The sequence below is a fragment of the Collinsella sp. AM15-2 genome (assembly GCF_003471985.1).
In the GTDB taxonomy this organism is placed as follows: domain Bacteria; phylum Actinomycetota; class Coriobacteriia; order Coriobacteriales; family Coriobacteriaceae; genus Collinsella.
In genome coordinates this window covers 83,096-108,953 of sequence record NZ_QRKO01000002.1, presented here as the reverse complement: position 1 = coordinate 108,953, position 25,858 = coordinate 83,096, and the positions used below count along the sequence as shown (strand labels likewise).

The following is a 25,858-nucleotide window of genomic DNA, read 5'->3' as shown; positions in this document are numbered from 1 at the left end:
TACAGAGAGGAGCTCACTATGAGCGACATCATGAGGCCGATCCCGTTTTCGCAGCTGATGAACTGGATCATCGAGGAGCACAAGACCCAGGACGCCATCTTTGGCGTGCGCAAGATGGTCACGACCAACCAGGAGGGTGCGCTTCCCATTTTTGATGAGCGCATCGAGACCCCGTTTGGCCCGGCCGCCGGCCCCAATACGCAGCTTGCCCAGAACATCGTGGCATCCTATGTTGCTGGTTCCCGCTTCTTTGAGCTCAAGACCGTCCAGGTTATGGACGGCGAGGAGCTCTCCAAGTGTGTGAACAAACCCTGCATTGTGGCGCAGGATGAGTGCTACAACTGCGAGTGGTCGACCGAACTCGAGGTTCCGCAGGCTTTTGCCGAGTACGTGAAGGCATGGTTCGCCTGCCACCTGATCGCTCGCGAGTACGGCCTGGGTAGCCCGGACGGCTTTGTCTTCAACATGTCCGTGGGTTATGACCTCGAGGGTATTAAGAGCCCCAAGGTCGACGCCTACATCGAGGGTATGAAGGACGCCAGCGGCTCTGACGTCTGGAATGAGTGCCGCGCATGGGCGCTCGCCAACCTGGACAAGTTTGAGCATGTCGACGCCGCGTTTGTCGAGTCCATCCCGGCGCGCGTCTCCAACTCTATCACCGAGTCTACCCTGCACGGTTGCCCGCCAGCGGAGATCGAGCGCATCGCGACCTATCTGATCACCGAGAAGGGCCTCAACACCTACATCAAGTGCAACCCCACGCTGCTGGGCTATGAGTTTGCCCGCCAGCGCCTGAACGAGCTGGGCTTTGACTACATCGTCTTCGATGACACGCACTTCCGCGAGGACCTGCAGTGGGCCGACGCCGTGCCCATGTTCGAGCGCCTGATTGCCCTGTGCGCCGAGCGCGGCCTGGAGTTTGGCGTCAAGCTGACCAACACGTTCCCCGTCGACGTGACGAGGAACGAGCTGCCCTCCACCGAGATGTACATGTCCGGTCGTTCGCTGTTCTCGCTGACCATCGAGGCCGCCCGCCGCATTACCGAGCAGTTCGATGGCAAGCTGCGCATCAGCTACTCCGGCGGTGCCACGGTCTACAACATCCGTGCCCTGTATGACGCCGGCATTTGGCCCGTTACCCTGGCGACTGACGTGCTCAAGCCCGGTGGCTACGAGCGCTTTAGCCAGATGGCCGGCGAGTTTGCCGACCTGGACGGCAAGCCGTTCGCGGGCGTCTCGCTCGAGGCCGTGACTGCGATCCAGACCGACTCGCTCACCAACCCGCTCTACAAGAAGCCGCTGCGCCCGCTGCCCGACCGCAAGGTCGCCGGCAAAAGCCCGCTTTCCGACTGCTTTACCACGCCGTGCCGCACGAGCTGCCCCATCCAGCAGGATATTCCCGCCTACCTGGCGGCTGTTGACGAGGGTCGCTACGAGGACGCGTTCAACATCATCATCGAGCGCAACGCCCTGCCGTTCATTACCGGCACCATCTGCCCGCATCCCTGCGGCCGTGCCTGCGAGCGTGCATTCTACGAGCCCGAGGGCGCCCAGATTCGCGCCAGCAAGCTCAAGGCCGCCCGCGAGGCCATGACCGCCGTGCTGCCCAAGCTGCGCGCCCAGGCCATCGCCAACGACGGCGAGCGCAACGTTGCCGTTATCGGCGGCGGCCCGGCCGGCCTGGCGACGGCGTTCTTCCTGACGCGCGCCGGCGTGCCCGTCACCATCTTCGAGGCCCGCGACTCGCTCGGCGGCGTGGTCCGTCACGTGATCCCCGAGTTCCGTATTGCCAGCGACGATATCTCCCACGACGCCGAGCTTTGCCTGGCCTTTGGTGCCAAGGTTCAGCTCAACGCCCGCGTGGAGTCCATTGACGAGCTCAAGGCCCAGGGCTTTACCGACGTAGTCGTGGCCACTGGTGCCTGGATGCCCGGCTCTGCGGGCCTGGGCGAGGGTGTCGAGCTCGACGTGCTGGAGTTCCTCGAGGCCGCCAAGAAGGGCGAGAAGCTCGAGCTGGGCGAGGACGTCGTGGTCATCGGCGCCGGCAACACCGCCATGGACGCGGCCCGCGTGGCCAAGCGCCTTGCTGGCGTGAAGAACGTGCGCCTGGTGTATCGCCGCACCAAGAAGCAGATGCCCGCCGACGAGGAAGAGCTCGATCTTGCTCTTGCCGACGGCGTTGAGTTCTGCGAGCTGCTGGCGCCCAAGGCGCTCAACGGCGCCGTGCTGACCTGCGACGTCATGGAACTTGGCGAGCCGGATGCAAGCGGCCGTCGCAGCCCCGTCGCCACGGGCGAGACCGTCGAGCTTTCCGCCACCACGGTGATCTGCGCCGTGGGCGAGGGCATCGATGCCAGCCTGTACGACGCCACGGGCGTCGAGCACGACCGTCGCGGCCGCCTTGCCGCCACCTCCACCGGCGTCGAGGGCGTCTGGGCTGCCGGTGACTGCCGCCGCGGTCCCGCTACCGTGGTCGAGGCTATCGCCGACGCCGCCGAGGTCGCCCGTGCCATTGCCGGCGTGGACTTTAACAAGTACGCCGACTGCAACGAGCAGGCCGGCCGCGAGGACACCTGCTACGAGCGCAAGGGATCGCTGTGCCGCGACAAGCGCAACTGCACCAAGACCCGCTGCCTGGGCTGCGGCTCGGTGTGCGAGGTCTGCTGCGATGTGTGCCCCAACCGCGCCAACGTGGCAATTAAGGTGCCGGGTCTCGCCAAGCATCAGGTCGTCCACATCGACGGCATGTGCAACGAGTGCGGCAACTGCGCCGTGTTCTGCCCCTACCAGGAGGGTCGTCCCTACAAGGACAAGCTCACCCTGTTCTGGAGCGATCAGGACATGGAGAACTCCGAGAACGAGGGCTTCCTGGCCGTGGACGAGGACCACTTTAAGGTCCGCGTCGCCGGCACGGTCCGCACCGTCTCGGTCGATGCCGTCAACACCGGTCTGCCCGAGGCCGTCCGCCTGACCATCAAGGCCGTGCGCGACAGCTATCCGTATCTCCTTAAGAAATAGGCGAGTCTCTTATGGCCAAATCCATTCAACATAACGTGGCCTACGTTGCCTGCGGAAGCGGTTGCGCCTCCGCAGGCGGCGACGCCCGCTGCAGCGAAGGCTGCATTGGCTGTGGCACCTGTGTCACGGCCTGTCCCCACGGCGCCATTGCACTGATTGATGGCATCGCCCGCGTGGACCGCTCCAAGTGCACGGGCTGTGGCCTGTGCGGCATGGCGTGCCCGCAGCGCGTGATTGCCTTTGTTCCCGGCTACCAGAACATCCTGGTGCGCTGCAACAACACCGATAAGGGCGCCATCGCCCGCAAGATTTGCGACACGAGCTGCATCGGTTGCGGCATGTGCGCCAAAAAATGCCCTGCCGGCGCTATCCGCATCGAGGACAACTGTGCCCACATCGACGGTGCGGACTGCCTGTCGTGCGGCATGTGCGCCGTCGTTTGCCCGCATGGCGCCATCCACGACCGCACCGGCATCGCCGCCGGCGTGTAGAAGGGAATCACCATGGCACAGGAATTCACTTTTACCGTTAACGGCGTCGAGCACACGACGACCCAAAACAAACCGCTGCTGCGCTACCTGCGCGACGACCTGCACATCCATTCCGCCAAGGACGGCTGCTCCGAGGGTGCTTGCGGCACCTGCACCATTCATGTGGACGGTGCGGCCGTCAAGGCCTGCGTGCTGACCACCGCCCTTGCCGCCGGCCGCAACATCGTGACTGTCGAGGGCCTGCCCGAGGACGTGCGCGAGGCCTTTGTGTACGCCTTTGGCGCCGTGGGCGCCGTGCAGTGCGGTTTTTGCATCCCCGGTATGGTCATGGCAGGCGCGGCGCTGATCGCCGAGGACCCCGAGCCCACCGAGGAGCAGATCAAGTACGCCATCCGCGGCAACGTCTGCCGCTGCACCGGCTACAAGAAGATTATTGAGGGCATTTCGCTGGCCGCTGCGGTGCTCCGCGGCGAAAAGCAGATCGACGAGGACCTGGAGCGCGGCGACGACTACGGCGTGGGCAAGCGCGCCTTCCGTATCGACGTGCGCAAGAAGGTGCTCGGCGAGGGCAAGTACCCCGATGACATCGACGAGCTCGATCAGCCGGACCTGACCTATGCCAGCGCCGTGCGCTCCAAGTATCCGCGCGCCCGTGTGCTTTCCATCGACACCTCCAAGGCCGAGGCCCTGCCCGGTGTGGTGGGCATCCTGCGCGCCGAGGATGTGCCGGTCAACCAGGTCGGCCACCTTATCCAGGATTGGGACGTCATGATCGCGGCGGGCGATATCACCCGCTGCGTGGGCGATGCCATTGTGCTGGTGGTAGCCGAGGACGAGGCGACGCTCGAGAAGGCCAAGAAGCTCGTAAAGATCGATTACGAGCCGCTGGAGCCCGTGCGTAACATTGTCGAGGCCAGGGCTGCCGACGCCCCGCGCCTGCACGACAGTTTCTTTGCCTTTGGCAACACGGTGGAGCTCAAGGACAACGTGTGCCAGAGCCGTCACGTGACGCGCGGCGACGCCGCCAAGGCGCTGGCAGAGAGCGCGTTCACCGTGACGCAGCGCTTTACCACGCCCTTTACCGAGCATGCCTTCTTGGAGCCCGAGTGCGCCGTTGCCTTCCCGTACAAGAACGGCGTCAAGGTGCAGTCGACCGACCAGGGTGCCTACGACACGCGCAAAGAGTGTGCCCACATGTTTGGCTGGGACAACGAGCCCGAGCGCGTGGTCGTCGAGACCATGCTCGTGGGTGGTGGCTTTGGCGGCAAGGAGGACGTGTCCATCCAACACCTGGCCGCGCTTGCTGCCTATAAGCTCCAGCGTCCTGTGAAGTGCAAGCTCACGCGCGCTGAGTCGCTTGCGTTCCATCCCAAGCGTCATGCCATGGACGGCACCTTTACGCTGGGCTGCGACGCCGAGGGCAACTTTACCGGCCTGGACTGCGAGATCAACTTTGACACCGGCGCCTACGCGTCGCTGTGCGGCCCGGTGCTCGAGCGCGCCTGCACGCATGCCGTTGGCCCCTACAAGTACCAGAACACCGACATTCGCGGTTTTGGCTACTACACCAACAACCCGCCCGCCGGCGCGTACCGCGGCTTTGGCGTCTGTCAGTCCGAGTTTGCGCTCGAGAGCTTGATCGACTTGCTGGCAGAGAAGGTCGGCCTGGACCCGTGGGAGATCCGCTACCGTAACGCCATCGAGCCGGGCGAGGTTTTGCCCAACGGCCAGATCGCCGATTGCTCCACGGCGCTGAAGGAGACGCTGCTCGAGGTCAAGGACGCCTATTATGCGCATCCCGGGCACGCCGGTATCGCCTGCGCCATGAAGAACGCCGGCGTGGGTGTGGGCCTGCCCGATGCCGGCCGCTGCAAGATTCGCGTCGAGGACGGCGTGGCCGTGGTCTATGCCGCCACGTCCGACATCGGCCAGGGCTGCAACACCGTCTTTTTGCAGGACGTTGCCGAGGCGTGCGGTCTGCCGCTGAGCTGCATCGCTAACGGCGAGTGCTCTACCGAGAACGCTCCCGACTCCGGCACCACGTCTGGCTCGCGTCAGACGGTCGTGACTGGCGAGGCTGTGCGCGGTGCCGCCTTCCTGCTGCGCGATGCCATGCTTGACATCGAGGCCGGCAAGCCTGCACCCGATACTCCCGTGAGTGCGCATGGCGACGGCGTCAAGATCGAGTACGACGACGGTCGCGCCTATCAGCTGCGCACGCAGGAACTCGTCGCCGGCCAGGGCATGCATCCTCAGGATCCCACGGCCGCCATCAAGGCGCTCGAGGGATGCGAGTTTGGCTACGTGTACCTGGAGCCGACCGACAAGCTGGGCGCCGACGTTCCCAACCCCAAGAGCCACATCTGCTACGGCTTTGCCACGCATGTGGTCATTTTGGATGATGACGGCCGCGTGAGCGAGGTCTATGCCGCGCACGATTCCGGCAAGGTGGTCAATCCCATCTCCATCCAGGGTCAGATCGAAGGCGGCGTGCTCATGGGTATGGGCTATGCGCTTACCGAGGATTGGCCGCTCAAGGACTGCGTACCCCAGGCAAGGTACGGCACGCTCGGGCTGTTCCGTGCGCCCGAGATTCCGGATATCCACGCCATCTACGTGGAGAAGGACGAGCTGCTGCCCGTGGCATATGGTGGCAAGGGCATCGGCGAGATTGCAACGATCCCCACGGCGCCCGCCGTGCAGAATGCCTACCGCGCGTTTGACGGCAAGCTGCGTCCGGATCTGCCCATGGTGGATACGCCGTACAGCCGCGCCCGTCACCGCGGGTAGGGTGGAGCGCGAACGGCCATTACTAACGAGCCGTCCATGCTCAGCATCAACTGCATATGCTGCGCCTTTGGCCCCGGCTCCATCGCGAGCCGGGGCCTTTTGTTTGGAGCGGAAACTGCGTCCCGGAATTGGCGCTCAGAATGGGACGCGCTTTCCGGTTGGAGCTTCAAACGGAAAGCGCATCCCGGAATCCGCGCCTGGAATGGGACACACTTTCCGGAACGGCCCTCAACCGGAAACTGCGACCCGGAATCGATGCTCAGAATGGGATGCGCTTTCCGAATCGCCTTCAGGCGGAAATTGCATCCCATTCCGAGTCTTCATTCTGGGACACGCTTTCCGCAAGGAGCTTCGTCGGGAAACCATGTCCCATTTTGAGCACTCAGTCTGGGACATGGTTTCCGCGGGTACTGCCAACCGGAAAGCGTGTCCCGGTTTGGCAGGCAGACGGGCATAAGCTCAGCAGCTCCTACAACTCCACCTCGTTGAGCCATGCCGGCAGAGCGGTCTGCCGGATGCCTGCCGTCTGCAGCTTTTTGGCGAGCATTCCTGCCGAGTGGACCTCGTTCATGGTAAAGCGCAGCAGAGGGTGACCGTAGAGCGATAGATGCGCCTCGCGCTGTCGTTCGGCAACGAGCGCCTCGGCGGTGGTGCGTCCGGCCAGCATGGTCTGGTCGGTATATTTGATGAGCCCGTCGAGTTCGCCCAGCGTGAGTTCCCGCGCCTGGCGCTCCCAGGCAAAGTCCGTTCGTATGGGCTTGGCCGAATTGAAGGGGTCCGTCAACTCGTATTGAAGCCAGTCGGGCGCAAAGCCCGTCTCGATCATGACGGCTCGGGCGACCGATTCCCCGCCGCTCTCGGCGCGGGCGTCGGCATATCGAAGCGTTGTGAGGGCGGTGCGAATCGCGCGACCATTGCGGGCAGTCGCTCGTTGCTCAACGGCCTCCATCAGCTGTTCCCGCGTAAGGCCGAGTTTTGAGATCGCCGAATCGGCAATGGGCATGCCGTCGGCAAAGCCAGTTTGCAGCAGACAATCTGTGACCGTTTGGATGGGCGGCGTTACCGATGTGCTGGATAGACGGATTGCTCCGGCCGGCTCGATCTGATGCCGCTGAATATGCGCGCCCGGGCGAGCCGATAGTTTTGTCGAGCTGCAAACATGCACGACGTTCAGGTGTCGCCACGAGACCTCGAGCCCCAGCAGACAGGCGGCCGAAAACGAGCAGAACGTCCAATCGGGGTGGATGATCGCAAGGGCGCGAATAGTCTCACAATGACGCTGTGCCCGGTTGAGTTCATCCCAGCGCATTTTGCGTGCGAACAGTCCCGGCATGGGCGAGACGATCGCGCTGCCGATGCGCCGAAGGAGCGCTTTTCGGATCGCCGCGCTTGGGGGAATCAGACAACGCCCCTCTTGTTCGGCTTGAGTGAGCAGTTGGTCGATGAGTTGGTCATTGCAATGGGTCATGAGCTACCGCCTCCTTTTGGGTAGCAAAAACGTATCAGCTGGAACTTGCCGCTCAGCTGACCAAAAGCTGACCAAAATCTAACCATGCAGGCAGATGACCTGTTTTCGGCGACATTTTTACATTCGAATCGGTGGGCGGTAATCGGCGACCGTGAACGGTAGCTAGATATGAAACCTTGGTAAGTTTAGGGACGTGTGCTTTTTTGAAAAAGAGCATTCTATCTGCTGTTTTGTGTTTCTGGATCGCATATTTGAAGGCATGTGATAAGGGCAGCGGCCTGTCGCCTTGTATCTGCGGAAACTGTGACCCGGAATTGTCACTCGGAATGGGATGTGCTTTCCGGATCGCCCTTCAAGCGGAAACTACATCCCAGATTTCGGCTCCAAACCGGGATGTGCTTTCCCGGCGGTGTCTCTGGCGGAAATTGCACCCCGGAATGAGCGCTCAGAGTGGAACATGCTTTCCTAACGAAGCCGCATGCGGAAACTACGTCCCGGATTCGATGCTCAGGACGGGATGCCGTTTCCGATAGAGGCATGGGGTGGAAAGTCTCCCATTTCTAATGTTCAAGAAATGGGAGGCAGCTCATCGCGAGCTGGGCCTTTTGTTTGGAGCGGAGGCAGCATCCCGGAATTCGGGCAATCCGGTGGTCAGGGGTTGAGCGAGCGTCGCGCTAAGGATGCCAAGCGTAAAACCTTCAATGAACATAGCGTAAAAACTACATCCGCAACGGCGTAAAAACTACATTGGAAGTAGCGTAAAATCCGCATTGAGAATGGCGTAATTTCGTATATCGCATGATCGCCCGAGCTTGCACACGGCCTTTTGCGAGCTCTTGCCATGAACGAGAGCCAGGCTGTCACGTACAAGACGCTCATAAAGGACGCCTCGTACGGTGAGGCGGGCCCCGACGAGAGGACCATCGCTGCGCACCTGGATCTCTTCAACAGGCTCAAGCTGATCGAGGACCTGTGCGGATGGGAGCCGCCCATGCGCTCGAAGGCTCGCGTTCGCGTGCGCCCCAAGCGCTACTTCTGCGACCCGTCATTTGCGGCGGCGTTGCTGGGGGCTACCCCTGAGCGGCTGCTTGGCGATATGCAAACGCTGGGGATGCTCTTTGAGGACCTCGTTCTGCGCGACGTGCGCGTGTTCCTTTCCACCTACGGCGGTGTCGACAACAGTGTCCATTATTTCCGAGATGAGAAGGGCCTTGAGGTCGATCTGATCGTTGAGCACGACGGGCGCTGGGGAGCTATCGAGGTCAAGCTGAGTGATGCGAAAGCAGACGATGGAGCGAGAAATCTCAAGGCGCTGGAGAGGAAAGTGCTCTCCAATCCTGCCGCCCAGAATGCCGCGCCGGCGTTTTTGGCGGTCGTGGTTGGAAAGGGGAGCATTGCCTACACACGCGACGACGGCGTGGCGGTGATCCCCATGGCGGCACTTGGGGCGTAGCGGTTTTGCGGGCGTGCCGTGCTTCCTTTACCGAAAATCCATTTGGTAAACCCGGCGCCCGTGGGTAAAATAAGGTCGACGGCAGCCCAAGTAGTGAAGAGCTGGGCAGCGCCGTTGCTTGGATTAAGGGGTCATCGCCTTAGCGGCGTCGACCCCTCTTTTTATGCTTCGTACGCTGCTTGAGTGCCTCGGTAAGTCCGATAAGCGCCGTGAGGAGCGAGACCAAAGCGGTCAGGAGCTTCACGAAATCAGTCAGATCGGTCATGGGCATCACCTCCCGTCGCATGGAGGGCGCTGCCCGGCACATGGAACTGCCGTCAACAATAACCAGTCTATCAAACTGCAGCCATAAATACGAATATATGTTCGATAATAACAACGACGTGACCATTTCAAAGCGCAGCCTTACGCAAGGATGTCGGAAAGCTGCACTGTGCGATTTCATGTCCGCACGGACACTTATCCTTACGGCAATGTAGCTGCCTGTGAAACAGGCGGCAGTTGACGGAGAAAGGCCCTCACCGTGCCAGACAAAAAGACGCCGTGTATCTCGGCTATCGATACGACGAACTTTGCGCGTCAGATTGTGCTCGACTTCGAGTTTGCGCCGGTGTCAAGGCAGCGCCAGCGCCGCGGGTTGCGCAACGAGATTATCGAGGTCGGCGCGGTTAAGCTCGATAACCGCGGCAACGTGATGGGCGAGTTCTCGCAGTTTGTGCAGACGGAATATGCCGAAGGCGTTGCGTTCCCCGTTCGCGAGCTTACGGGGATATCGGCCGTGGACACCGCGATGGCCGATCCGCTCTACATGGTGATCAAAAGGCTCAGCGATTGGATCGGTCGCTACTCCGCCCAGGTGGTCTGTTGGAGCGGGGCGGACCGTCGACAGCTTTTGACCGAGTGCCAGGCAAAGCACATCGATCTTTCCGCATTTCCTGCGGACTGGGCCGACCTGCAGGCGTTTTACACCTCGATCATGGACGTGGGCAGCCACGGGCGCGTCTCTTTGAGTGACGCGGCAGCGTGGTTTGGCATCGATTTTGACGAGTCGACGGGCCACGCCCACAGCGCCCTTGCCGATGCGCGCGTAACCGCCAAGCTGCTCAAGCAGATGATGGACGGGGACTACCGTGTGAGCCCGCACGCCCAGGAGATCCGCCAGCGGTGGGGGATGGGCGAGCGAGCCCAGACGCGCCTTTCCAGCAGGTGCCCCGAGCTGGGCGACCTGCTGCTAAAGCTGAAGGCGGAGGGAAGGTAGGGGGCGGACATCATTGTCGTTTTCGCCTGCGAAGAAGGAATCAATTAACTACAAAGTGTGGATGGCTTCTAGTGAAGACTTAACCACCAGATTATGAAAGGGTTAGCGGGCCATTGGGGTTGCAGTGTTCACCCGTCGCAAGACGTCGCTCGTTCAAATTGGGACGCTCCGCATCCGATGAAATGGTTGATGCGGAGCGTCCCTAGAGACCTGTCTTCTGTTGCCTAATAGTAGAGTTCAATATACGAATACGCCTTATCAAAAAGAGCCTGGTCTTTGAGCTTGTAGCGCATCCAAAGAATGGCGCGTAGCTGCTTCTTGACTTCTTTGACGCCTGCTGTGGTTGCCTGCCAACCGTCGAATCGGGTGATCTTAACGATTTCGTCGATGTCGCCGACGATGTTTTCGACGATGATTGGCGTGTCCCCATTCTTTACACCATTGAAGAGTTCTGTGAGGGCCGCCTTGCCCTTGTCCTCCTCTTCTTCGGGCACGACTTCCTTTTCGGCCGCTCGAGCCTCTCTGGCGAGGTCGATGAGCATCTTGAGGAACTCGACGCTGTTGATGAGACCTTGCTCGTGACGTTCCCTCAGGTCCTCCAGGCGCTCGCCGAGCTTCTGGAACTTGCCATTCTTATCGTGCCTGCGGATTCGGGCGACGAGATCTATCTCCAGCTTACGCGTGATCTTCTCGGTATTGCTCTTGTCGTTGATGAAGTGCTCGATCATGTCCTCGTCGAGTTCAAGGATGTCGTCATCGTCTCGGACTCTCTCGACGGTGATGTTCTCGTGCACGAGCTCGATTGTCTTGGGCCCGAGCGCTGCCCAGATGAGCTTCCCGCGATTGTCTACCGGTCTCACGGAATCGTAGACCTGCGAGAGCCAGATGAAATCGGGCTTGTAGGGATTGAGACATGGGTCGGGCGAAAGGGCTTCCCACGCTCTGTTCAAGACCGAGAAGTCGGCCCCAAACTGGTCTTTCACCTTTGTCGTTGGCAGGCATTGTTGAGCTTCGAGAAGTGACTCCCAATCCGCGCTGCGGCGGTCTCTGACCGTTGAGAAGTACTCAAGACAGCAATGCATAAGCCCGGGTAGCTCGGCCTTTACCTCGTCGATGTTGGTTATAACCTTCTGCACCTCGGCCTCGTCGAAGTGCAGAGACTTGGCGACGTTGTCGAAGAGGCCGATATAGTCGACAATGAGACCGAATGTCTTCTTGTCGTTGTAGACGCGGTTGGTTCGACAGATTGCCTGCAACAGCGTGTGGTCGCGCAAGGGCTTGTCAAGGTACTGAGTTTGCAGGATGGGCGCATCGAACCCCGTGAGCAGCTTTGCAGTGACGATGAGAATCTTGAGCGGATCGTCCGGGTCGCGGAAACGGTCAAGGAGCTTTTCCTCGGCATCGCGATCTCGACGGTATGCCTTGTAGCGGTCTTCCTTGTCGTTGTTCGTGTCCATGACGATGGTGACTGCGTCAGTGCCCAAGAGCTTGTCGAGCTCCTCCTTATACAGCAGGCAGCACTCTCGGTCGTAGCAGACTACCTGCGCCTTGAAGCCGTCGGGCTCAACCTTTGACTTGAAGTGCCTGGCGATGTGCTCGCATACCTTGTGGATGCGGTCGGGGGCCTTCATGACGGACTCGATCTTGACGCGCCTGGTGAGTTCCGCCTTGTCCTCTTTGCTGAGGTCTCGGGTCATTTCGTCAAAGGCGGCGTTCACGACCTCTTGGTTGACGTGGAGCTCGACGGGAACGGTTTCAAAATGGAGCGGCAATGTGGCGTGGTCGCGGATGGAGTCGGCGAAGGAATAGCGGCTCATGTAGCCGGACTTGTCCTCTTTGGCGCCGAAGGTGTGGAACGTGTTCTTGTCGGTTCGGTTGATGGGCGTGCCGGTCAAGCCGAAGAAGAAGGCGTTTGGCAAGGCGAGTCGCATCTTCTCGCCGAGGTCGCCCTCTTGGGTGCGGTGCGCCTCGTCGACCATGAGGATGATGTTCTCGCGCTCGTTGAGCGTCCCCGCAACCTCGCTGAATTTGAAGATGGTGGTGATGAGGATCTTTCTCATGTCCTGCTTGAAGAAGGACTCAAGCTCCTCCTTGCTGCCGGCGCTTGCGAGGTTGGGGATGTCGGATGCGTTGAAGGTCCCCGTGATCTGGGTCTCGAGGTCGATTCGGTCATCCACGATGACGACGGTCGGGTTCTTGAGTTCGGGGACCATGCGCAGCTTCTGGGCAGCGAATACCATGAGCAGTGACTTTCCTGAGCCCTGGAAATGCCAAATGAGGCCACGCTTCGGGTATCCTGCGCGGACGCGGTCCACGATGAGGTTCGCGCCCTCGAACTGTTGGTAACGACAGATCAGCTTGATGCGTCGATGCTTCTTGTCGGTGGCGAAGAGCGTGAAGAACTGGAAGATGTCCATGACGTTCGTGGGGGTTAGCATGGACGCCATGCTTCTCTTGACGTCGGCAAGTGTGCCCTCGCTCTTCTTGTCGCCCTCATGCCAGGGTCCCCACATCTCGGGAGGCATGTTCACCGACCCGTAGCGATAGCATTTTCCTTCGCTGGCGAAGTTGATGGCGCTACAGACGAACATCTGCGGGATGCTCTTCTCATATTTAGCGATGTCGCCAGCGCCGTCGAGCCAGGTTATCGAATCGCGCACCGGCGTCTTGAACTCGCCGATGACGAGCGGAAATCCATTGACAAGAAGGACGAGGTCGAGGCGCTTGCCGCCCTGCTCCTGGGGGTAGACCCACTGGTTGGTGACGATGTACTCGTTTTTGTCAAGATCGCCGTCCGCCGCCGTGCCAAAGAAGCGGATGGGGACCATGCGGCCGTCTTTGCCGTAGGGGAATGAGTTCTCCTCGATGACGAGCTTTTTGAACCGCTCGTTGGTGGAGACCAGGTTCTGCGGACTTGTGGACTGAATGAGGGCCCTGAGTCGGTAGATGATCTCGTCGGCGCGATCGGGGTCTTCTGCGATCTCCGGGTTAAGCCTGATGAGGGCGTCCTTGACCATGGGCTCGACCATGACGTCGGCATGGCGGCGCGGGAGGTCTTCGGCAGCAACGTATCTCCAGCCAAGGCTGGCAAGCGCCTCGACGCTCATTTGCTCGATGGTGTTGTCCTCGTTAAACATCTCCGAGTCCTAACTCCTGGTTCAAGATTTTCTTCGTCGTGGCGTTTAGCTCATCGAGGGCCTTTTGTACGGCAAATTTCGATTTGTCGACCTGAAGCACGAAGTCGGTGAACTCCTCCTGGAGTTCGAGCGGGGGAACTATAATGCTCGTCCTTCCAATTACGTTTAGATGGAGGTGTTTTACAGCAATCCCCTTAACGCCGCCTGTAAATTGGTCCTGCACTCTTGCGCTTTTTAGTTGTTCTCGTAGGAATACTCCATCAAGAATGTCGCGACGGTATTTGAGGACAGCGAGACTTTCGAATAGACCGATTGGAAAATCGACATCGACAATAGCCGGCATACCAAGTGATCCACTTTTTGTAAGAAGCACATCGCCGATTTGGGTTTCACAACGGTTTTGAATGGACTCATATTCATCCGTGCTTATATGCTTGATGTCGCTGAAATCTAGCTTGCCATCTGATGTGACATTCTTCGCAGAAATGAATGCAATTCCAGCTTCTTGATATTGGGGCGTTTTATGGGTGCCATCAGTAATTTTCGTGCATGCTTGCGAGAGGGGAATCAGCGGAAACTCTTTCTTGGAAAAAATTTCGACAAATTGTGATTTGACGACGTCGTCGCAGGTCGTGAGCAGCTTACGATAATGCCCCTTGAGGCTCTCGGCTTCCGAGAGGATGCCGGCAAGCTCGCGTTGTTTTCCCGGCGAGGGCAAGTCAAATTCCAAGGTCCGGAGATCTTTCCAGTTTGCCGTCGGCGAAAGAGAGCCGACGGAGACCCGTATTGCCTCGTCAAGGAACATGTCGGAGCTGATGAAAAACGGGAAGAACATCGGATCGACGACATCGGCCTTCGGGCGCAGCACCATCCCGTGAGCCGAGAAGATGCCATCGAAGGGTGCTATGCCGACCTTCTTCTGATAGGCCCTTCGGCGGCCGAACAGGACATCGCCTTTCTTCATGAGCAGTTTGTCGCCCTTGGGAGTAACCTCGGCGCCCCAGCGGGTCACCTCAAGAGTGCCCGGATCAAGGTGCTCCAGTCCAACGTACCGGTTGCGATCGCTTTCCTCGGGTTTTTTCTTGGCGGTGCTGTTCTCGGCTATCTGGTCGAATCTATACCTTGTCATGCCGCGCACCCCCAGCAGCTAAATTGTGATTTGACGACGTCATCGCAGGCTGTAAGCAGCTGCCTGTAGTGAGACCGCGTTTCTTGTGCGGTCCAGAGTATGTCGGCAAGTTCTTCTTGCTTAGCGATGTTGGGGAGCTCGAACTCAAATTGCGAAAGGCTCTGCCACTTGACTCTTGGCGAGAGGGAGCCTGCCGAATTGGTGACGGCGTGCTCGAATAGGGCGTCATTCTGGATGATGAACGGGAGCAGTCTCGGAGAGAGGTTGTCCTTGGGGGCGATGACGGTGATGTCTCCGGAGCAGATTCCGTCGAATGGGGCGACGGCTGCTTTACGTAGGTAGGCCCTACGACGCCCGAATAGCACCTGCCCCTTTGAGAAAGCCTTAGTGAAGGTGGTCCTGACACCTTCGTCCCAGTGGGCGAGTTCGACCTCGCCGGGGTCTAGATGCTCAAGGCCGACCGTCGGCAGCTCTTGCCCCGCAGGGACCTTCTGTTTTATTTCGCGGGCCACATCGCCCAGGCAAACGTGGGTCATGTTACTCACCATCGTTTTCATGCAATTTCGCAGCAATATTATCGAGCAGGGACGCGGCCTCTGTGGAGGCGGCTCTCCAGCTTTCTACCGTCTCCTCGATGCTTCTATCGTCAGCATTTTCATCATTGGCGGGCTTCACGTACAGAGGGATGGAGAGCGAGAAAGCGTTGTCCTCGAGCTCACTAAACGATGCGTGGGATGAGAAACCTTCGATGTCCTCGTCAGATCGGTAGGCATCGACGATTCTCTTGATGTGTTGAGGCTCAAGGTAGCTTTGCGCGTTCTTGCGGGTTACCTCGGCAGAGGCGTCTACGAACAGTATTTTCTTGCTTCGATTCGGCGCTTTCTCGCTGCGGCAGATGAGGATGCAGGCCTCCATGGGCGAGTTGAAGAAGAGGTTTGCGCCGAGTCCGATGACCGCCTCAACGAGATCGCTTCTCACGAGCCTTTCGCGCATCTCCGATTCCTCGTTGCGGAAGAGTACGCCATGGGGAAGAAGGATGGCGCACCTTCCACTCCTCGGGTCCATGCTCTTGAGGATATGCTGTATGAAGGCATAGTCGGCCCGCCCCTGCGGCGGGGTGCCGAGGAAGTTGCGGCCGTAGGGGTCCGACGCGAACGCCTCGCGGTCCCATTGCTTGATCGAATAGGGAGGATTAGCGAGCACCATATCGAAGGTGCGTAGCTTTCCCGCCTCGAGGAAGGCTGGGTGCCGCAGCGTGTCGTCGTTTGCAATCTCGAAGTCCTCGACGCCGTGCAGGAATAGGTTCATGCGTCCGATGGCGGAGGATAGCTGGTTGATCTCCTGTCCGTAGGCGTGAACGTTACGCCATTCCTCTCCGTGCTGTTTGAGGTGGGCGATGGAGGAGATGAGCATGCCGGCGCTGCCGCAGGTGGGGTCGTAGATGGACTCGCCCGGTTTGGGTTGGAGGATCTCGGTCATCAGATGGACGACCGTGCGGTTGGTGTAGAACTCCTGTGCCGTGTGCCCTGAGTCGTCTGCGAACTTCTTGATGAGGTACTCGTAGCCCTGACCGAGTTCGTCCTCGGGACAATTGGCGATGGAGAGCGTTATAGCGCTGAAGTGCTCGATGAGGTCCTTGAGCAGGCGGTCGGGAAGTCGTTTCTTGTTAGTCCAGGCGGCGTCGCCGAAGATGCCACGCAGCTTGGAGCCGTTGGCCGTCTCGATGACGCGGAAGGCGCCTACGATCGCCTTACCGACGTTTTCCGTTGCCTCACGGATATCGCACCAGTGGGCGCCGTCCGGGATTGCGAAGCTGTGGTTCTCGGGAAGGGCTGCGAACTCCGCATCTCCGCCGGAGGCTTCCAACGCTTCGGCGGTCTCCTCGTCGTAGACGTCGGAGAGACGCTTGAAGAACAGCAGCGGGAAGATGTACTGCTTGTACGACCCGGCATCGATGTAGGTGCGTAGCAGAACGGCCGCGTTCCATAGATGGTTGTTTAGCTCTTCCTGGGGGATTCTACTCTCCATCGACATAGCCTCCCTTCGTTAGCAGATCGAGGAGCCTCTCCTCGGATTCCTTCGTTTGCTGGAGGAGGTCGTAGAAGCGTTTTCTTGTCTCCGTCGGCGGCTCGACCTTCTCGCGTTTTCTTTCGACGTAGTTGTTCGCCGAGAGCACGTATCCCTCGCGTTCGATGTCAGCGAGCGTTGCTATGGCGCATTTTTCGACGACGGGCTCGTAGGAGCGATAGAGGGAGAGCATCTCCTGCGCATTCTCTTCCGAGATCACGTTCTGCGCGCGCTGAGCAGTGAAGATCTTGCTGCCGTCGATGATGCAGACACGCCCTTGGTGCTCGGCGGGTTTTTCGTTTCTGAGAAACAGCACACAGGCGGAGACACCGGTGCTGTAGAAGACGCCGCTCGCGAGCGAGATCACTGCCTCGACCTTGTCCGACTTGAGCAACTCCTTGCGGATGGTGCCCTCCTTGCCGCCGTGGAACAGTGCGCCCTGGGGCAGCACTACAGCGCAGCGACCGCTCTTCTCGTCCATGGAGCAGACCATATGCTGCACCCATGCGAAGTCCGCCGACTTGTCCGTGGGGACGCCCCAGATGTTGCGGCCCCACGGGTCCGAGGAGAACTCTGCGGATCCCCAGTTCTTAAGGGAGAAGGGCGGATTGGCGAGGACGCAGTCGAATGTCCTGAGGGCATTCCCGGCAAGGAAGGCGGGGTCGCGCAGGGTGTCCCCCTGGGTGATGCGAAAGTCCTTCGCACCGTGGAGGTAGAGGTTCATGCGTGCTATGGCAGACGTGCTTAGGTTCTTCTCCTGGCCGTAGAGCTTGCCGTAGGCGAGCCTCGAGTTGTCCATCTGACGTACTGCCTCGATGAGCATGCCGCCCGTGCCGCATGCGGGGTCATAGACGGTCTCTCCGGGCTTTGGCTCGAGCAGGGAGACCATCATCTTCACGATCTCCCTCGGGGTGTAGAACTCGCCGGCGTTCTTCTTCTGCATGTCGGCGAACTTCTTGATCAGGTACTCGTAGGCGTCGCCCATCATGTCGGCGTTATAGCTACTGTTGCCGAACTTCTTTGCAGAGAAATGCTCGATGAGGTCTTTCAGGCGTTCGTCGGAGAGCTTGCCCTTGTCCGTCCAGCTCGCGTCGTCGAAGCTGCTGAAGAGGCCGCTGAGGGTATCGGGGTTAGCGCGCTCGATACCCACCATGGCGTCAACGATTGCTTTGCCGACGTTCGCGCCGGTGTTGCGCACATCCTGCCAATGGCAGCCGTCCGGCACCGCGAAGCTGTGGTTTTCAGGCAGGGCGGCGTAGTCTTCGTCTCCGCCCGACATCTCTAGAGCCTCGGCGGCCTCCTCGTCGTAGACGTCTGAGATGCGCTTGAAGAAGAGCAACGGCGTGATGTAGCTCTTGTACTCGTCCTGGTTGATGGGGCCACGCAGGATATCGCAGGCTCCGAGTAAGTGGTTTCCCAGCTCGGATTTACTTATCGGTTCTTCAGTCATTCAGGTACCTATGAGCTTAAAAATACAAATTACAGCTCTTGTGATTATACCGTCATATTTGCCGAGGTAAATGAGCTGAGCATCGCCGACCATTCAGACATCCTGCGCCTGTAAATCACAATTTGTCGAGATGTTCGGACGTCTGAATAGCACGGACTTGAAGCCTCTCAAGGATGTGTGTTCAATTATTACTGATGGAACGCACCAGCCCCCGAAGTTCGTTGACAGGGGAATCCCGTTTCTTTTTGTCAGCAATATCACCTCAGATACTGTTAACTACGATACGAATAAGTTCATTTCCGTAGAAGACCATGAGCAGCTTATCCGTCGAACTCCGATTGAGGTCGGTGATGTCCTTGTTTCTGCCGTGGGCTCGTTTGGCCATCCTGCGATTGTCGAAGACGATAGGCCATTTTGTTTTCAGCGCCATATCGCATACCTAAAGCCTCGGCATGATTTGATCGACAGCAATTATCTACACGCTGCCTTACTTTCTGAGGACGCACAAAGATATATGGATCGGTGCGCAAAAGGCGCCGCCCAACGAACCGTAACTTTGAAGAGTTTCAAGGAAATGAAGGTCCCGGTTCCCCCGTTTTCCCTCCAGCAGGAGTTCGCTGACTTCGTCGCCCAGGTCGACAAATCGAAATTTAAGTTAGGTACCTGCGGTGGGATGCTTTGACGTTGCGCTGGTCGACCATCGCGTACCTTAATGTGGTGTCTATTTTTTTATGGCCAAGGAGCACCTGGACTTGTTCGATGGGCATTCCTTTGTCGATTGCCTTTGTAGCAAGCGTTCTTCTGAACTTATGAGGGTGGACCCTTCCTAAATCAAGCTCGCGCCCCAGTTTTCTAAGCAGCGCCTCGACGCCGCCAATTTGTAGCCTCTCGTGTGGCGCCTTGCTCGATACGAAGAGTGCTTCCGAGCTGTCCATTCGGGTTGACAGGTAATTCTCAATATGGACTTTAGTCTTTGCGTCAAAATATACGATGCGGTCCTTATTTCCCTTGCCGTGTACGATGCACTCACGATTGATGGTGTCGATGGAGCTCCTGTCCAACGAGACAAGTTCGCCCACACGCATGCCCGTGGAGCGCAACAGGTCGATCAGGGCAAGGTTTCGGGGCGACCCGCAGTTATCGCAAAGAATCTCAACGACTTCATCGCTATACGTTTCCTTTATGGGTTGCGGAGCCTTGACTCTTTTAATGCGTCTAACCGGGCTCTTAATGATATGGTCCTCGTCTTCGAGCCATGAGTAGAAGCTTGAGATGATTCTTCGGACATTGTCGACGGTGACGCGACTGACGCCGGCTTTTTGCTGATAGTCGGAAAGATAGGACCTAATCTCTTCGGTTCCCAGGTCGCAAGCTGGTGTATCGAATGATTCAAGCATTTTATTGATGGTGGTTTCGTAGTAGGAGATGGTCCTATCCGAGCAGCCTTCGAGGCGTTTTGCAGACAGAAAAAGATCCAGGAATGATTCGCTTTCACCGTCGCCGCAGTCTTCAGCTAATTGGCTTTCATCGAAAAGGCAGTGCGATAAAACCTTTTTGAGCTGGCGGTTCTGCTGCGTGGTCAGGTAGGGGAGCATGAGACGGGTAATTTCTCTAGCCGTTTTCGTGAGATCCATGGTGGCGTCCTTCCTTGCACGGTGGGTGGCGCTATTTCCCTTTGTTTACCCGTGCGTTATGGAAGGGATGCCGGGTGGCACTTCCGCTGGGCCGCGTCAAGGGAACCCGTGAAACCCCGCGCAGACCTCCGCATCACTCCGGTGCGGCTTTGCCTGCAGAGTGAGATGTTCAGAAGCGTTTTATTAACGGGGGATGTCTTTCGGATTCTTTTGATGGGGATGTGGAAACACTGATGAAGTTTACGAATAGCGAGGTTGAGGGGTTCGCCTGTGCCCATCGCCTCTCGTGTGCGGATGGATGGTGCCGGTGGTTGTTTGAGACTGCAGTCGCGCCGACGGGATTGGTTGGGGTCGGTACAAGGCGAGCACGCCCCATGCCGTTATGGTAGATGCATCTTTGTCGATAGAGCGCTCGATTAATCTACGCGGGAGCGCTGAGAAGATCTTCCAGCATCGGGTCTACCCCGGCGGCGACCATGCCCTCGATCAGGTGCTGGGCGTGGAACCGACCAACTGTCCATGCGATATATGAAAGCATCTGATAAGCGCGCTCCTTGATATCAAATGCAGCTTTGCTTAGAACGATTGCCTCTGCGATGTCGGCAAATGCGTCGTGATCTCCCCATGTCTTACAGGCTTGTATCATGCCCTGGTCGATAGCATCCATAACAAAGGCGCCGGATCCGTCCGCAACGCACGCGCCGTCGGCGAAGAGCTTCCAGCTGGACGGCTCACGCGAGTCATCTCCAAGAAGCTTAATCTGCAACACATGCGAATTGCCAGCAACGCAGAGCTCCTCCTCGAGCTTCTGTACCGTAAAGCGCATCTGGTGGGAGAGGCTGCTCTTGACCATGGACGAGGCGTAGCCGCTCGGCTTGTCCAGAAGATGTATTCGTTTTGGTTTGGCTGCCAGGTTGTGGAAGTTGCGCTCGCTGCGCACAGAGAAATTGTCCATACGGACTCCTTTCATCGATGTTGGCAGGGCCACCGTGCCTCTTGGCCGGTTGGCGTCGGGATCGTGGAGCCAACTCTCTACCCCGACTCTGGATAAAACGCGCCCGCTCCTTGCGGGCACGATGGAGTCTATCAGCGTGCGCGGACACAAATCAAGCGCCGCCTGCGAAATGATGTGCAGACGGCGCTTGATTTCGCCGGCTGCTGTTAGGCTTAAATCCGAAAAAGTGTCGAAATATCCCGTGTAAAAGTACGGAAAAGTGTCGTAATACACACTTCAAAATCTCGAAAAAGTGTCGAAATGAGCACCTAGCAACCACGGAAAAGTGTATCATAGTGCTAAAACAGCACGTAATAAGGGGTACGCTTATGCTGCAAAGAAAAGCAAAAGCACAGTTTGAATCCTGGCTTGCCTCGTCGCCTAACAAGGCTCTTTTGGTCAAGGGCGCCCGACAGGTAGGAAAGTCATATTTGGTCAACATCTTTGCAAGCGAATCGTTCGAAAATGTCGTGACGTTCGACCTTATCGCCGACGCGTCCGTGCGCGATTCGTTTTTGGCGGCAAAAAGCGCGGATGACCTGCTTATGCGCATGTCTATTGCTGCAACGCAGCCGATGGTTGCGAACAAGACCGTTGTGGTTATCGACGAGGTGCAGCGATGCCCCAACGTAGTGACGTTTATCAAATACCTGGTCCAGCGCGGCGACTTTCGATACATCCTTACCGGATCGCTCCTTGGCGTTGAGCTCGAGGGCATCGATTCCCTGCCGGTGGGGTATGTCGAGCAGGTCCAGATGTACCCGCTCGACTTTGAGGAGTTCTGCTGGGCAAGCGGCGTTGCTGCCGGAGCGTTTGACATGCTCAGGGGTTGTCTAAAGGACGAAAAGGAGCTCCCCGGCTATCTGTATGACCGCTTGCTCAATCTGTTCCATCAGTATGTGGTGGTGGGGGGCATGCCCGACGCGGTCAATTCCTTCTTGGCGACGCGCAATGTCGACGAGGTTCGAAACATCCATCGCGATCTTCACGCCCTGTATCGCGATGACATCGCAAAGTACGCTCCGCCCGAGCTACGCTTGGTTATTCGCGATATCTATGATCTGATTCCCAGCGAGGCCGGCTCCAAAAACAAGCGATTCAAACTGTCATCGATTAACGGTGTCAAACGTTTTTCGCAGGTGACAGATCATTTTCTCTGGCTATCGGAGGCGGGTGTCGCGCTTCCCGTGTATAACGTAACGGCGCCCGTGGCACCCCTTTTATTGGGGGAGCAACGAAATCTGTTCAAGCTGTTTTACTTGGACACCGGAATGCTCATGTCGTCGTATTCCAAAAGGGTCGCCCAAGGCGTTTTTGATGGGGAGGCGGAAGACGCCTTTGGCATGAACATGGGGGCGGCGTTTGAGGGCTTCGTTGCCCAAGAGCTCAAAGCCCACGGATTCAGATTGCGCTACTTTACGTCTAAAAAAGTCGGCGAGCTCGATTTTGTGGAGGAGACGCTCGATGGGGAGGTCCTTGCCATCGAGGTCAAGTCGGGCAAGAGCTTTAAGTCCCATGCGGCGCTCGACAACGCGCTCGCGACGAAGGGCTACGGAATCGATCGCGCCCTGGTACTTGCGGAATGTAATCTTCACCGCGATGGTGACGTGCTGTATCTGCCCATCTTTATGGCAGGGCTTTTGGAGCCGTAACATGCCGCTGGCTCTTCCGGCCCTCCCTTAACCCTCGCTACTCATCGTCCCCGTCGTTGGGGTCGCCCTTGAGGGTGTTGATGTCCAGATACTCGTTATCGTCCTCTTTTTGCTGGGTCTCCGACTCCGCTTGGGTGGGGCCGGAGAACAGCCGGAATCCCTCAAACGCAATGACACCGAGCAGGGCAATGACAATGGCGATAAAGGCAACCTTGACTGCCTGCGGAAATTCCGAGAAACGCAGCGCCTTTTCCTCGGCGTAATAATCGGCGAAGCGCTCTTCGCCCGTGCTTTTGGTATACGCCGGTGCGGACGCGGCCTCCGGGTCATATTCCGGTGCAGGCGTGGCAGCGTACGGATCGTTAAGATAATCGCTCGATGCGGTGCCATAATCCTCGGTCTCGATGCGACCGGCGTCAGCATAGCCATCGGAATAATCGGAATATGCCGCACCGCCCTCATAGTCCGCGGCGCTCGTGTTGGCGGCAAAAAGCGGGTTAACTGGAACGTCGAGCGCCGGCATGCCGGTAGAGGTCTCATCCAGATCGGCTGCAGCCCAGGAATCGTAGGCAACCTGATGGGCAACGGGCTCATCGAGCCTTGTGACCGGAGACTTGCGTGCCGCAGGAACGGGCAACTGCTGGGCGCTGTACATAACGGTGCTGTCGGCCGATTTGCTCCGCGTCGCCGCAGCGAGAAACGCCGCCGTCTCGGACGGGTCGCTTGCGGGGCGGGGAGCGGGTGTGGGCGCCGAAATGGGTGCGGGCGTAGACGCGGGCGTCGAAACAGGCGGCTGCGCAGGAGTCGGCGCAGATGCGGGCTTAGGCGCAAGTGCGGGATTGGGGCTTGACGGGCGAGCCCCGCCGCCCATGAGTTCGTCGGCGGTCCACGGGCGATCATCCATCACGTCGTCAAGGCTCAGCGAAAACAGGTCGTCTTCACTCTCATCGAACATGCGGTGCACATGTCCACCAATTGCCGGAATCAATCCGCGACCGGTGCATGATGCCTTGCTCAACGCCATTCTGTTCCACCCTTTCGAAATACTAATGACATCGATTATATGGAACTTCCCAAGCGGCTCGGTCTTGGATTCATGCTTTCCAGAACTCGCGCCCAAAAGGGGAGGGACAATCCAGGCGAGTGCCTACTTGTCGTCGGCCGCCGCCTTGGCCTCATTGAGGTAGCTATAGAAGCTGTACTTGGAGATGCCAAAGAACTCGCAGGCGCGCTCGCTCGACTTGGAAATGAGGAAGGCGCCGCGACGGTCGAGGTAGCCAATGGCGCGAATGCGCTCATCTTTGGTCATGAGCGCCGCGGGCTTGCCCACAAACTGCTCGCACTCGTGCAGCAGGTCCTCGAGCAGGTCGCCGATGTTCTTGGTAATGGGCTCGGGCTCGGTGTAGCCCGTGCCGCCGGTGCCGGTAAAGGCGTCGAGCGAGCGCTCAAATGCCTTCATAAGCGTAATGTCAAAGTTGATGCCCAAAATGCCGACGGGCTTGCCTTCGTCGTTGCGGATAAAGATGGTCGAGGACTTGAGCAGCTTGCCATCGGTGGTTTTAGTGAGGTACGGCTCGCGGTCGTGTACGTCGGCGGTGCCCTCGTGCATGGACTCAAACACGATATGGCTGGGGCCGTCACCCAGTTTGCGCCCGCTGACGTGGCCATTTTCGATCACTACGATGGAGTGGTCCACGTCCTCGGTCTCCAGATCGTGGACGACGACTTCGCAGTTGGGGCCAAATTGGAGCGCCAGACCGTGTGCAAGGCGCTTGTAAAACTCAATCTGTGCGGGGGTCATGGGTGCCTTCCTAAAAATTAGTTTGGGCACACTTTGCCATAAACCACACTTGTTCGCAAATAACGAAAGCGTTGCTGCGTTATGTGACCGTTCGGCGGCGAAAAGGTACCGATTACGGCAACAAACAATTTGTTAGGTTTGCCAATCAAAAAGTGTGATAGAACAGTGCTAACAAACTTTTTGTTTGGCATCCACATAAAAGTTCAGTCGCATGAATGGGAGTGGGCTGAAACGCGTATGCGGGGGCCGGCAAGAGAGGACTTAAGGAGTTCACCGTATGGCCGATAAGATCCAGTGGGCGGGCAACACGATGCCCAAGAGCGATGACATGCACTTGGGAATCATGAGCCTCGACCACGTGAAGAAGGCCCGTGCCTTCCACCAGTCGTTCCCCCAGTACACCGTCACTCCGCTTGCCCGCCTGGATGGCCAGGCCGCGCGCTTGGGTCTGTCCAACCTGTGCGTTAAGGACGAGAGCTATCGCTTTGGCCTCAACGCCTTTAAGGTTCTGGGCGGATCGTTTGCCATGGCCAACTACATTGCCGACGAGACCGGCAAGGACGTTGCCGAGTGCACCTTCGACTACCTGACCTCCGATCAGCTGGCCGAGGACTTTGGCCAGGCTACCTTCTTTACCGCCACCGACGGCAACCATGGCCGCGGCGTGGCATGGGCTGCCAACAAGCTGGGCCAGAAGGCCGTCGTGCACATGCCCAAGGGTTCCACCAAGCCCCGCTTTGACAACATCGCCGCCGAGGGCGCCACGGTGACCATCGAAGAGGTCAACTACGACGAGTGCGTGCGCATGGCCGCCGCCGAGGCCGATGCCTGCGAGCGCGGCGTTATCGTTCAGGACACCGCCTGGGAGGGCTACGAGAAGATCCCGTCTTGGATCATGGAGGGCTACGGCACCATGGCTTCCGAGGCTGCCGAGCAGCTGCGCGAGATGGCCATCAACCGCCCGACGCACGTCTTTGTCCAGGCTGGCGTGGGCTCGCTGGCTGGCGCCGTGGTGGGCTACTTCACCAACCTGTATCCCGATAACCCGCCCACCTTCGTCGTGGTCGAGTGCGCGCCTGCCGCCTGCCTGTACAAGGGCGCTGCCGCCGGCGACGGCGACCCGCGCATCGTGGACGGCGACATGCCCTCCATCATGGCCGGCCTGTGCTGCGGCGAGCCCAACATCCTGGGCTGGGATATCCTGCGCAACCACACCACCGCGTTCGTGTCCTGCCCCGACTGGGTTACCGCTCGCGGCATGCGCACCCTGGGTGCTCCCGAGAAGGGCGACCCGCGCGTCATCTCCGGCGAGTCCGGCGCTGTGACCACCGGCCTGGTCGAGACCCTCATGCTCGATCCCGAGTACGCCGAGCTCAAGGAGCTCATCGGCCTGGACAAGACGAGCTCCGTGCTCTGCTTCTCCACCGAGGGCGACACCGATCCGGATCAGTACCGTCGCATCGTCTGGGAGGGCGAATACCCCACTTGCTAATACTGGGCGGAGTAAATAGGTATC

Annotated in this window: 19 protein-coding genes and 1 riboswitch; of the genes, 8 read left to right on the top strand and 11 right to left on the bottom strand. The window is 58.8% G+C overall.

The window, feature by feature from the left end:
* Positions 1-18: 18 nt before the first annotated feature.
* Genes ygfK through xdh form a run of 3 tightly spaced genes read left to right on the top strand, consistent with a single transcriptional unit; the run spans position 19 to position 6,299 of the window.
* Positions 19-3,018, top strand: coding sequence for a putative selenate reductase subunit YgfK (gene ygfK / locus DW171_RS01580; protein WP_118270251.1), 3,000 nt, complete (start codon positions 19-21; stop codon positions 3,016-3,018).
* A gap of 11 nt (positions 3,019-3,029) precedes the next feature.
* A complete protein-coding gene (locus DW171_RS01575; RefSeq protein ID WP_118270250.1) occupies positions 3,030-3,509 on the top strand; it encodes a 4Fe-4S binding protein in 480 nt (159 codons plus the stop codon).
* Positions 3,510-3,521: 12 nt separating this feature from the next.
* Positions 3,522-6,299 carry a selenium-dependent xanthine dehydrogenase gene (xdh, locus tag DW171_RS01570; protein ID WP_118270249.1) on the top strand — a complete coding sequence of 926 codons (2,778 nt, stop codon included), beginning with the start codon at positions 3,522-3,524 and terminating at the stop codon, positions 6,297-6,299.
* A gap of 469 nt (positions 6,300-6,768) precedes the next feature.
* Here xdh and DW171_RS01560 read toward each other — a convergent pair whose 3' ends face one another.
* The gene (locus tag DW171_RS01560; protein WP_118270247.1) at positions 6,769-7,767 is read right to left on the bottom strand and encodes a hypothetical protein; all 999 of its coding nucleotides are present in this window, start codon (positions 7,765-7,767) and stop codon (positions 6,769-6,771) included.
* An 841-nt stretch (positions 7,768-8,608) separates the two neighbouring features.
* Between DW171_RS01560 and DW171_RS01555 the strand changes: the two genes are divergently transcribed.
* A complete protein-coding gene (locus tag DW171_RS01555; RefSeq protein WP_233539067.1) occupies positions 8,609-9,220 on the top strand; it encodes a DUF4143 domain-containing protein in 612 nt (203 codons plus the stop codon).
* A 139-nt stretch (positions 9,221-9,359) separates the two neighbouring features.
* Here the strand turns inward: DW171_RS01555 and DW171_RS10375 are convergent, their stop codons facing one another.
* Positions 9,360-9,485 (bottom strand): hypothetical protein, encoded by a 126-nt coding sequence (locus tag DW171_RS10375; RefSeq protein ID WP_255413317.1) that lies wholly within the window; start codon positions 9,483-9,485, stop codon positions 9,360-9,362.
* A gap of 258 nt (positions 9,486-9,743) precedes the next feature.
* Between DW171_RS10375 and DW171_RS01545 the strand changes: the two genes are divergently transcribed.
* Complete coding sequence (locus DW171_RS01545) at positions 9,744-10,478, top strand: 3'-5' exonuclease (protein ID WP_118256655.1); 735 nt, start codon at positions 9,744-9,746, stop codon at positions 10,476-10,478.
* A 224-nt stretch (positions 10,479-10,702) separates the two neighbouring features.
* Here the strand turns inward: DW171_RS01545 and DW171_RS01540 are convergent, their stop codons facing one another.
* From DW171_RS01540 to DW171_RS01520, 5 genes are read right to left on the bottom strand one after another with little or no spacing between them, the layout of a single operon-like run.
* A complete protein-coding gene (locus DW171_RS01540) occupies positions 10,703-13,615 on the bottom strand; it encodes a type I restriction endonuclease subunit R (RefSeq protein ID WP_118270246.1) in 2,913 nt (970 codons plus the stop codon).
* The gene (locus DW171_RS01535) at positions 13,608-14,744 is read right to left on the bottom strand and encodes a restriction endonuclease subunit S (protein WP_118256653.1); all 1,137 of its coding nucleotides are present in this window, start codon (positions 14,742-14,744) and stop codon (positions 13,608-13,610) included. Before DW171_RS01535 ends, DW171_RS01540 begins: the two co-directional genes overlap by 8 nt.
* Positions 14,741-15,280 (bottom strand): restriction endonuclease subunit S, encoded by a 540-nt coding sequence (locus tag DW171_RS01530; RefSeq protein WP_199586795.1) that lies wholly within the window; start codon positions 15,278-15,280, stop codon positions 14,741-14,743. The genes DW171_RS01535 and DW171_RS01530 overlap by 4 nt, the downstream gene beginning before the upstream one ends.
* Position 15,281: 1 nt before the next feature.
* The gene (locus DW171_RS01525) at positions 15,282-16,772 is read right to left on the bottom strand and encodes a class I SAM-dependent DNA methyltransferase (RefSeq protein WP_118256651.1); all 1,491 of its coding nucleotides are present in this window, start codon (positions 16,770-16,772) and stop codon (positions 15,282-15,284) included.
* The gene (locus DW171_RS01520; RefSeq protein ID WP_118256650.1) at positions 16,762-18,261 is read right to left on the bottom strand and encodes a class I SAM-dependent DNA methyltransferase; all 1,500 of its coding nucleotides are present in this window, start codon (positions 18,259-18,261) and stop codon (positions 16,762-16,764) included. The genes DW171_RS01525 and DW171_RS01520 overlap by 11 nt, the downstream gene beginning before the upstream one ends.
* A gap of 130 nt (positions 18,262-18,391) precedes the next feature.
* On the opposite strand from DW171_RS01520, the gene DW171_RS10415 reads away from it, so the two are divergent.
* The gene (locus DW171_RS10415; RefSeq protein WP_118270245.1) at positions 18,392-18,943 is read left to right on the top strand and encodes a restriction endonuclease subunit S; all 552 of its coding nucleotides are present in this window, start codon (positions 18,392-18,394) and stop codon (positions 18,941-18,943) included.
* Here the strand turns inward: DW171_RS10415 and xerA are convergent.
* Both xerA and DW171_RS01505 read right to left on the bottom strand, forming a co-directional pair.
* On the bottom strand, positions 18,912-19,895 hold the full coding sequence (gene xerA, locus DW171_RS01510) for a site-specific tyrosine recombinase/integron integrase (RefSeq protein ID WP_118256648.1): 984 nt from the start codon (positions 19,893-19,895) through the stop codon (positions 18,912-18,914). The two genes, DW171_RS10415 and xerA, sit on opposite strands and share 32 nt — an antisense overlap.
* Before the next feature lie 421 nt (positions 19,896-20,316).
* On the bottom strand, positions 20,317-20,850 hold the full coding sequence (locus DW171_RS01505; protein WP_118270244.1) for a hypothetical protein: 534 nt from the start codon (positions 20,848-20,850) through the stop codon (positions 20,317-20,319).
* 8 nt (positions 20,851-20,858) lie between these two features.
* Positions 20,859-20,949, bottom strand: a riboswitch (SAM riboswitch).
* 269 nt (positions 20,950-21,218) lie between these two features.
* On the opposite strand from DW171_RS01505, the gene DW171_RS01500 reads away from it, so the two are divergent.
* Positions 21,219-22,541, top strand: coding sequence for an ATP-binding protein (locus DW171_RS01500; protein ID WP_118270243.1), 1,323 nt, complete (start codon positions 21,219-21,221; stop codon positions 22,539-22,541).
* A gap of 37 nt (positions 22,542-22,578) precedes the next feature.
* Here the strand turns inward: DW171_RS01500 and DW171_RS10125 are convergent, their stop codons facing one another.
* Together DW171_RS10125 and DW171_RS01485 are read right to left on the bottom strand one after the other, a co-directional pair.
* Positions 22,579-23,565 carry a hypothetical protein gene (locus tag DW171_RS10125; protein WP_158570995.1) on the bottom strand — a complete coding sequence of 329 codons (987 nt, stop codon included), beginning with the start codon at positions 23,563-23,565 and terminating at the stop codon, positions 22,579-22,581.
* Between the two features lie 123 nt (positions 23,566-23,688).
* On the bottom strand, positions 23,689-24,342 hold the full coding sequence (locus tag DW171_RS01485; protein ID WP_118270240.1) for a transcriptional regulator: 654 nt from the start codon (positions 24,340-24,342) through the stop codon (positions 23,689-23,691).
* 277 nt (positions 24,343-24,619) lie between these two features.
* Between DW171_RS01485 and dpaL the strand changes: the two genes are divergently transcribed.
* Positions 24,620-25,834, top strand: coding sequence for a diaminopropionate ammonia-lyase (gene dpaL, locus DW171_RS01480; protein ID WP_118270239.1), 1,215 nt, complete (start codon positions 24,620-24,622; stop codon positions 25,832-25,834).
* Positions 25,835-25,858 lie beyond the last annotated feature (24 nt).